The organism is Streptomyces sp. 35G-GA-8, from assembly GCF_023534745.1.
Taxonomy (GTDB): Bacteria; Actinomycetota; Actinomycetes; order Streptomycetales; family Streptomycetaceae; genus Streptomyces.
The window spans coordinates 1-1794 of the sequence record NZ_JAMHJQ010000049.1 but is presented as its reverse complement, the minus strand read 5'-3'; the positions used below and the strand labels follow the sequence as shown (position 1 = coordinate 1794).

Here is a 1794-nt window from a genome sequence, read left to right as displayed (position 1 = left end):
AGGATCGTCGGGGCAATCATCCTGCCATCAGGGCTCGGTCGCCCGTGTGCGGGGCTCTGACCGTAACCGGTCGAAGATCGCTTACGGGACAACCCTTAGTACAGGGGGGCGAGTTATAGTCCCCACAGCGCGCGTCTGGTGACAGTAAAGGGCACTTGGTGGCACTGAGCGAGGAGGTTCGCTGTGAAGAAATACGGCTACATAGTGGTCGGAGCGGGCACGGCCGGGTCCGTTATGGCGGCCAGACTGAGCGAAGATCCCTCTGTGAGCGTCCTGCTCTTGGAAGCAGGGTCAAGTGACCGGCCAGGCGACGAAAAGAGCGTCGTCGATCTGTGGGGAAGCCGGTTCGACTGGGCCTTTACCAGCGTGCCGCAGGAAAATCTGGATGATGTGACGGTGCCCATTCCGCTCGGGCGGACGCTGGGCGGTTCCAGTTCCATAAATGGCTCGTACCATATACGTGGCCACCGCTCAAGTTACGATGCCTGGGGGAAATCCGGGGCTCAAGGGTGGGATTTCCAGGCTTTGCTGGCCTCCTTCCGCCGGAGTGAACAGACCACAGGAATGGATACCCGGTGGCGCGGAACCGATGGCCCCATGGTGATTGAACCGCCGACCCCACTTTCTCGCGACGCCTTCTACGGCGCGGTCCTGACCGCAGCGGAAGAGGTCGGGCACAAGAGTCTCGCCGACGGGAACGGTGCCGAATCGGAGGGAGTGGCACCGACAGAGATCAATCTGGTGCAAGGGAAACGCCAGAGTGCGGCGGACGCATACCTGCGGCCTGTCCAGCAACGCCCCAACCTGACCGTGACAACGGACGCCACGGTCCATCGGCTGCTGATGGAAGACCGCCGTTGCGTCGGTGTCGAGTACGTTGTCGACGGCCAGAGCGTCCAGGCGGGAGCTGACCGCGAAGTCGTTCTGTGCGCCGGGGCAGTTGGGTCACCGCACATCCTGCAGCTGTCGGGGATCGGTCCGGCTGCTCATCTCCGCGAAGCAGGGATCGAGGTCGTTCACGATCTGCCGGGCGTCGGAGGTAATCTCCAGGACCACACCTATGCGCATGTCGGGTTCGCTACGTCGGCCCCTGTCCCCGCCGCCAGTCCGTACCCGCCGTACATCCTCACCCGCAGTTCGGCGACCGCTGAGCCTGATCTGCAACTCGTCGCTGTGCCGCTGCTTTTACCGGTCCGGGACGCCGCCGCGAAACGCGAACCCTGGGGCAGTGACTCATGGACCTTCTCCGGTGCAAACGGCTACTGCATCGCCTTCTCGTATATGCGACCTGAGAGCCGGGGTTCGGTGCGCCTGGCCGGACGGGACCCGGCCACGGCTCCGCTGATCGACCTGGGGCTCTACACCGAATCTCGTGATCTGGACCGCATGGTCGCCGGCCTCCGCGCCGCTCTGGCTATTGGCCGCGCCGATTCCCTGGCCTCATTGCGCCAGGGCGAGGAAGCCTTCGGCCACCCGCTGGAAACCGTGAGTGACATGCAGGATTATGTCAAACTTGCAACGGGCAGTTACTTCCACTTGGCCGGCACGTGTGCGATGGGAACGGGATCGCGGGCAGTGGTCGACTCGGACCTGAAGGTGCACGGTATTCAGGGAATCAGAGTGGTGGACGCATCGGTAATGCCGTCACTCCCTGCAGCAAATACCAACGCCACTGTCCTGGCTATTGCCGAACGGGCTACTGAACTTGATCGAGTGATGTCGGACAGTTCGCCTGACAGCGGCTGAGTCGGGCCGGTAGCTGTGTGGTGTGAGATACGCGCAGGGCGGGGGCTT

General features: G+C 63.2%; 1 protein-coding gene. It reads left to right on the top strand.

Annotated elements, in window-relative coordinates:
• Positions 1–183: 183 nt before the first annotated feature.
• The gene (locus M1203_RS39160) at positions 184–1746 is read left to right on the top strand and encodes a GMC family oxidoreductase (protein WP_249954512.1); all 1563 of its coding nucleotides are present in this window, start codon (positions 184–186) and stop codon (positions 1744–1746) included.
• Positions 1747–1794: the final 48 nt, after the last annotated feature.